Below are 6,168 nucleotides of genomic sequence, written 5' to 3' on the forward strand. Positions count from 1 at the left end.
CGATCCGCCACGTCATGAGCGGGCGTCGCTTCCGACGCTGCCTCGTTCGGCGTCACCGCGGTCGGATTGAGTGCGGCGATCAGCAGTTCCTCACCGCTGTCGCTCAGCGATTCGCCCGCATCGATCGCCTCGACGATCTCGCTGATGCGATCGATGATGGCCAGGATCGCATTGACCAACGCCTGGTCGGCCGCGCGCTCACCGGAACGGACCGCCGCCAGCGCGTCCTCCGCGCTGTGGCTCAGCCGCGCCAGCCGCGGCAGATCGAGGAAGCCGCAGCTTCCCTTGATGGTATGGACGAAGCGGAAAATCGAATCGAGCCGCGCGCGATCGGTCGGATCGGCTTCCCAACCGACGATCTCGCCGGAAAGCGCCTCCAGCGTCTCCCGGGTTTCAGCGATAAACTCCTGCAGCAGATCGTCCATGCGGCCCCGTTACGTTCCGGTACGGGATCGCACTTGGCACGCATGAAGTTAAAAGCAGCTTTACCGCCCCGCCCCGTCTTTCTCGCGGAGGGCAGCGCCCTATCGGTTCGGCAGCGCGGCCCCGAACAGCAAGCTTCCCTCCACCGGATCGCCAACCATCACCGATCCGCCCGCCTCATCGACGATCGAATGGATCAGAAACGCGGCGGCGGCGCGGGGGGTGACGGTGATCGACCCGTCGGCCCCCTCCGCCATGCCGTTCACCAAAGTCGCCCGAAGCTCGGGATCAAGGATCACCCGGTCGCCGGCGGCCTGCAGCACGATCTCGGTGGTGTCGGCGGTCTCTTCCGCGCCGATCGTCACCGTGCCCCCGCGCACGAGCGTGTCGCCAGCGATCAGCGCAAGGTTCAGCAAGACCTTGACCGCCGCCTTCGACAGCATCTGTTCCTCGACCGCCCAGTGCAGCGTCAGGCGCTTGTTGTCACCCAACAGCCCCTCGATGGCGTTGCGCGCCTCGCGCACGTCGACGCGCTCGCCGAAGGCACTGCCCGCACCAAAGGCGAGACGGAAGAATTTCAGCTTGTTAGCCGACACCCGGGCGCTCTCGTTGAGCAGGTCAAGGCAGCGCTTGCGCATCGCCGGATCGGACTCATCGCCCAGCAATTCCAGCCCGTTGTTCAACGCTCCGATCGGTGAAAGCAAATCGTGGCACAGGCGCGAGCACAGCAGGCTCGCGAATTCGACCGGGCTTATCGGCATGGCACGGATCACCTTGAAGAAACGGGACGAATGGGGGTGGCGGCGGAAGCGCCTTGTGACGAATCGATGGCGGGACCGCAACCATCGGTCACCAGCTTCACCGCATCAAAGCGCCCGTGGATCGCACCATTCGCCGTTGCGCGCCATGCCGTGATCGTGTCGTCTGCGACGATCAGCCACAGGTGACCATCGGGCGCGGCGGCGGCGGCATCGCGCGGAGAGGGATCCGGGCGACCGTTGGGATGTGAGTGATAATGGCCGATCACGGCCGGCCCCTCTCCGCGCCGCGCCGCACGATGCGCCGCGATCAGCATCGCTGGATCGATTTCGAAGCGCGTCGTCGGATCGGGGGCGACGTTACGGCACGGCATCGCCCGATCGATGCGGTCACCCTCACCGAACAACAGGCCACATACCTCGACGTCGGCGGCGTCGCGCGCGTGTTCGAGGATTTCGTTTCGGACCGCGATTGAAAGACGCATCATCTGCCCCATCTACCACAGGACAATGGACCGGGGGGTTTCCATCATCGAGGCGACGATCGCAGCCACCGCCGAAGGCTGGCGGATGGATCGCGCATTGGCCGAAGCGGTGCCGACGCTGTCGCGCGAGCGATTGAAGGTGCTGATCAACGCCGGCCAGGTGACGCAGGACGGGGTCGCGATCCGCGATCCCGCGCGCAAGCTGAAAGGTGGCGAGCGTTTCTCCGTGAGCGTTCCCGCCCCTCTCCCCGCGCACAATGAAGCGCAGGATATTCCGCTGGTGATCGTTTTCGAGGACGAGCATCTGATCGTCATCGACAAGCCGGCGGGGCTGGTGGTTCATCCCGCCGCGGGCAATCTCGACGGTACGCTCGTCAACGCGCTCCTGCACCATTGCGGCGGATCGCTATCGGGCATCGGCGGCGTCGCGCGCCCGGGGATCGTCCATCGTATCGACAAGGACACTTCCGGCCTGATGGTCGCGGCGAAAACCGATCGCACGCACGAAGGGCTGGCGAAGCAGTTCGCGGCGCATTCGATCGACCGACGCTATCGCGCGATCGTCGGCGGGCGTCCGTTGCCGCCGGCCGGCACGGTCGATGCGCCGCTGGCGCGCTCCGCCACCAATCGCAAGAAGGTGGCGATCGTCGCGGGCGGCAAGCGCGCGGTGACCCACTTTCGCACGCTCACGCCGCTGCGGGAGGCGGCGCTGGTGGAATGCCGGCTGGAAACCGGCCGCACGCATCAGGTGCGCGTACATATGGCGTCGATCGGGCATGCCTTGCTGGGTGACCCGGTCTATGGTAGAACAAAACAGGCTCACAAGGGCGTGCTGGAAACCCTGCATTTCCGGCGCCAAGCATTGCATGCCGCGCATCTGGGGTTCATCCACCCCATCAGCGGCGAGGCTTTATCGTTTGATAGCGCAATGCCGCCCGACATGCAGGAACTGTTCAGTCAGCTTGTCGTATAGGTTCGGAACACGCCGGATCGTGCCGCAAAAGGGCGGCCCGGCGTTCTCCGCGAGGAAGGGAGACGAAGGATCATGGCAGCCCGCAGCAACGTCCCGGCGACGATTCCTGCCCTTGGCGGGGAGCAGTCGCTCAACCGCTATCTGGCCGAGATCAAGAAATTCCCGATCCTCGCGCCCGAGCAGGAATATATGCTTGCCAAGCGTTTTCAGGAGCATGGCGATACCGAGGCGGCAGCGCAACTGGTGACGTCGCACCTTCGGTTGGTTGCGAAAATCGCGATGGGCTATCGCGGCTACGGCCTGCCCGTCTCCGAGCTGATCTCGGAGGGCAATATCGGCCTGATGCAGGGCGTGAAGAAATTCGAGCCCGATCGCGGCTTCCGCCTGGCCACCTATGCGATGTGGTGGATTCGCGCCTCGATCCAGGAGTTCATCCTGCGCTCGTGGAGCCTGGTGAAGATGGGCACCACCGCGGCGCAGAAGAAGCTGTTCTTCAACCTGCGCCGCATGAAGGCGCGGCTCGATGCGTTCGAGGACGGCGACCTGACGCCGGAGAACGTCCACAAGATCGCGACTGACCTCGGCGTGACCGAGGCCGATGTCGTCAGCATGAATCGCCGCATGGCGATGGGCGGCGATACGTCGCTCAACGTGCCGATGCGAGAGGATGGTGAAGGCCAGTGGCAGGATTGGCTCGCTGACGATGCGCCGTTGCAGGACAGCGTCGTCGCCGACCAGCAGGAAGCCGACGTCCGCCACGACATGCTCGTCTCCGCGATGGAGGATCTCAACGATCGTGAGAAGCATATCCTGACCGAGCGCCGCCTCACCGACGATCCGAAGACGCTGGAGGAACTCTCGCAGGTCTATGGCGTCAGCCGCGAACGGGTCCGTCAGATCGAGGTACGCGCGTTCGAGAAGCTGCAGCGTGCGATGATGCGGCTGGCGGGTGAGAAGAGGTTGCTGACGGCCTGAGCCAATCCGATGGCGATCGGTAGCCCGGTCGCCCGGCGGCGATAGCGTGTTGTCGGACGGAGGGCGGGATCGGCCCCGTCATCCGGCAATCGGCTAGTGTCACGACAGCTGAAGATCGTTTTGCATGGCATCCCGCTACGACACCGTCATCATTGGCGCCGGGGCGGCGGGCATCGCCGCCGCACGGCTGCTGCACGATGCCGGTCGCGCGATCCTCCTGCTCGAAGCCGGGGCACGGATCGGCGGGCGGGCCCATACGATCCGGCATGGTGACGCGCACCTCGACCTGGGGTGCGGATGGCTCCACTCGGCGAAACGCAATCCCTGGGCGGCGATCGCGCGCGAACGTGGCTTCGTCATCGATACCGATGCCGCCCATTGGGATCAGCAATGGCGCGACCTTGGCTATTCCCCGACCGAGCAGGCCGCCTTCAGCGCCGCATGGGATCGCTGGGAGATGAAGGCCCGCGCCGCGGCGGATGGCGCCGATCAGCCGCTATCCGCCTTCATCGCGCGTGACGATCCGTGGTATCAGCAAGTCGACGCGATCTCCGGCTTCGTGAATGGCGCACCGCTCGACCGCGTCTCCCTGCACGACTGGCTTGCCTATGAAAATGCCGCCACCGACGACAATTGGGCGGTACGACAGGGTTATGGGGCACTGATCGCCGATCATGCGCGGGGGTTGCCGATCCGGCTGTCGACTCCCGTCACCAGGATCGATCATGGAAGGCACCTGCTTCGCATCGACACCCCCGCCGGTACGATCGAGGCGGAGCGGGCGATCGTCACCGTCCCCACGCCGCTCCTCGCCGACGAACGCCTCCGCTTCGATCCCCCGCTGCCGGAAAAGACAGCGGCTGCGGCAGCGTTGCCGCTGGGCGTCGCCAACAAGGTGTTCCTCGCGGTCGATCGCCCCGAATGGCCCGCCAATGTGCACCTGCTCGGCAACCCGCGCAGCCGCCATACCGCGAGCCACCGGCTGAGCCCCTTTGGCTGGCCGGTCATCGAGAGCTTCTTCGGCGGCGACACCGCCAGTGCGCTGGAAGACGGGGCCGCCAATGCCGTCGCGATCGACGAATGCGTGGCCCTGCTGGGCAGTGGGTGGCGCGACAGGCTCCGTCCGATCGCCGCATCGCGATGGCGGCGCGAACCGTGGATCGCCGGCAGCTATTCGCACGCGCGCATCGGCCATGCCGCCGCCCGTCAGACACTCGGCAAGCCAGTCGATCATCGCCTTTTCTTCGCGGGTGAAGCCTGCCACCCGACCGATTTTTCAACCGCACATGGCGCCTATGAAACCGGCATCCTCGCGGCGCGCGCGATCCTTGGCGGCTGACACCTCGCGCTGGCTGCTGTAACGGTACCGATATGTTCTTCGCCCTGCGCCTGTTGCTCAAGATCGTGATCGGGTTCGTTCTGGTGTCGGTGCTATGGGTCGCGGTCTATGCCGTTGTTCCGCCGCCTTTCACCTTCACGATGCTGGGAGACGTGATCGGCGGGCATTCGATCACCAAGGACTGGACGCCGCTTTCCGATATCGATCCCGACATGGCACGCGCCGCGATCGCGGGCGAGGATTCGCGCTTCTGTTCGCATCACGGCTTCGACTGGCGCGGGATCGCTGCCGCGGCGAAGAGCAATATGACCGGGGGGCGCCTGCGTGGCGGCTCGACGATCAGCCAGCAGACCGCGAAGAACGCCTTTCTGTTTCAGGGCGGCGGCTATGCCCGAAAGGCAGTCGAGGCGTGGTTCACGGTGCTGATCGAGACGATCTGGGGCAAGAAGCGGATCATGGAGGTCTATCTCAACCTCGCCGAAACCGGGATCGGCACTTATGGTGTCGAAGCCGGCGCGCAACGCTATTTCCATCACTCGGCGGCGCGATTGAGCCTTACCGAGGCGGGGCGTATCGCCGCGGTACTGCCACTGCCGAAGAAACGCGAAGCGATCGATCCGCGCGGCTTCGTCCGCCGGCATGGCAATGCGCTGTCGCGTTACATCGGCGTGGTGCGTCGCGGCGGGCTGGACGACTGCCTTCGATAGACGCGGTTCTTGTCCGCCCGCCACGATGCGCTCGGCCGGCAGCGCTCATGTTGTCGCGTCGCCGATTGCGCCGCCGGCCTCTTGGACGATTTTCGATCAGAACGGCAGTTTGAAGCCCGGCGGCAGCGGCAGGCCGCTGGTCATCTTGGACATTTCGCTGGAGGAAGCGGCATCCGCCTTGGCGCGCGCATCGTTGAACGCCGCGGCGACCAGATCCTCCAGCATCTGCTTTTCGGACGGGACGATCAGCGAATCGTCGATCGCGACCGAGATGATGCGGCCCTTCGCCGAGGCTTTCACCTTTACGAGCCCGCCGCCCGCCGCGCCCTCGACCTCGATCGTATCGAGATTGTCCTGCGCTTTCTGCAGTTCGTTCTGAACGTTCTGCGCCATGGCAAGGATATTGTTGAGATCCTTCACGTAATGCTCCGCTTCGCTGGTTTGGGCTCGATCAGTTCGGCCCCGGGGAAGGCCTGGAAGGCCGCGTCGACGACAGGATGCGCACGGG

Annotated in this window: 8 protein-coding genes; 4 read left to right on the forward strand and 4 right to left on the reverse strand. The window is 65.2% G+C overall.

Features of this window, described 5'->3' with window-relative positions:
* The 3 genes from ACFDSW_RS14645 to ACFDSW_RS14655 form a co-directional block, all read right to left on the reverse strand.
* On the reverse strand, positions 1–425 hold a 425-nt coding region (locus ACFDSW_RS14645; RefSeq protein WP_375251010.1), incomplete at its 3' end, for an Hpt domain-containing protein.
* A gap of 99 nt (positions 426–524) precedes the next feature.
* The gene (locus tag ACFDSW_RS14650; RefSeq protein WP_375251011.1) at positions 525–1,184 is read right to left on the reverse strand and encodes a histidine phosphotransferase family protein; all 660 of its coding nucleotides are present in this window, start codon (positions 1,182–1,184) and stop codon (positions 525–527) included.
* Between the two features lie 8 nt (positions 1,185–1,192).
* Entirely contained in the window at positions 1,193–1,669 is a 477-nt protein-coding gene (locus ACFDSW_RS14655; RefSeq protein WP_375251012.1) for a Mov34/MPN/PAD-1 family protein, read from the reverse strand.
* Between the two features lie 22 nt (positions 1,670–1,691).
* Between ACFDSW_RS14655 and ACFDSW_RS14660 the strand changes: the two genes are divergently transcribed.
* The 4 genes from ACFDSW_RS14660 (at position 1,692) to mtgA (ending at position 5,660) form a co-directional block, all read left to right on the forward strand.
* Positions 1,692–2,639, forward strand: a complete 948-nt coding sequence (locus tag ACFDSW_RS14660) for an RluA family pseudouridine synthase (protein WP_375251013.1) — start codon at positions 1,692–1,694, stop codon at positions 2,637–2,639.
* A gap of 72 nt (positions 2,640–2,711) precedes the next feature.
* On the forward strand, positions 2,712–3,614 hold the full coding sequence (gene rpoH / locus ACFDSW_RS14665; RefSeq protein WP_375251014.1) for an RNA polymerase sigma factor RpoH: 903 nt from the start codon (positions 2,712–2,714) through the stop codon (positions 3,612–3,614).
* A gap of 124 nt (positions 3,615–3,738) precedes the next feature.
* Positions 3,739–4,953, forward strand: coding sequence for a flavin monoamine oxidase family protein (locus ACFDSW_RS14670; RefSeq protein WP_375251015.1), 1,215 nt, complete (start codon positions 3,739–3,741; stop codon positions 4,951–4,953).
* Positions 4,954–4,985: 32 nt separating this feature from the next.
* Complete coding sequence (mtgA, locus tag ACFDSW_RS14675; protein ID WP_375251016.1) at positions 4,986–5,660, forward strand: monofunctional biosynthetic peptidoglycan transglycosylase; 675 nt, start codon at positions 4,986–4,988, stop codon at positions 5,658–5,660.
* A 96-nt stretch (positions 5,661–5,756) separates the two neighbouring features.
* On the opposite strand, the gene ACFDSW_RS14680 is transcribed toward mtgA, so the two are convergent.
* The gene (locus ACFDSW_RS14680) at positions 5,757–6,080 is read right to left on the reverse strand and encodes a YbaB/EbfC family nucleoid-associated protein (RefSeq protein WP_375251017.1); all 324 of its coding nucleotides are present in this window, start codon (positions 6,078–6,080) and stop codon (positions 5,757–5,759) included.
* Between the last annotated feature and the right edge of the window lie 88 nt (positions 6,081–6,168).

Source organism: Sphingomonas sp., assembly GCF_042091075.1.
GTDB lineage: Bacteria > Pseudomonadota > Alphaproteobacteria > Sphingomonadales > Sphingomonadaceae > Sphingomonas.

What these genes read in the sequence shown, in the direction of transcription:
- ACFDSW_RS14650 (WP_375251011.1), bottom strand. Translation starts at nt 1,184, where the DNA reads ATGCCGATAAGCCCGGTCGAATTCGCGAGCCTGCTGTGCTCGCGCCTG.
- ACFDSW_RS14655 (WP_375251012.1), bottom strand. Translation starts at nt 1,669, where the DNA reads ATGATGCGTCTTTCAATCGCGGTCCGAAACGAAATCCTCGAACACGCG.
- ACFDSW_RS14660 (WP_375251013.1), top strand. Translation starts at nt 1,692, where the DNA reads ATGGACCGGGGGGTTTCCATCATCGAGGCGACGATCGCAGCCACCGCC.
- rpoH (WP_375251014.1), top strand. Translation starts at nt 2,712, where the DNA reads ATGGCAGCCCGCAGCAACGTCCCGGCGACGATTCCTGCCCTTGGCGGG.
- ACFDSW_RS14670 (WP_375251015.1), top strand. Translation starts at nt 3,739, where the DNA reads ATGGCATCCCGCTACGACACCGTCATCATTGGCGCCGGGGCGGCGGGC.
- mtgA (WP_375251016.1), top strand. Translation starts at nt 4,986, where the DNA reads ATGTTCTTCGCCCTGCGCCTGTTGCTCAAGATCGTGATCGGGTTCGTT.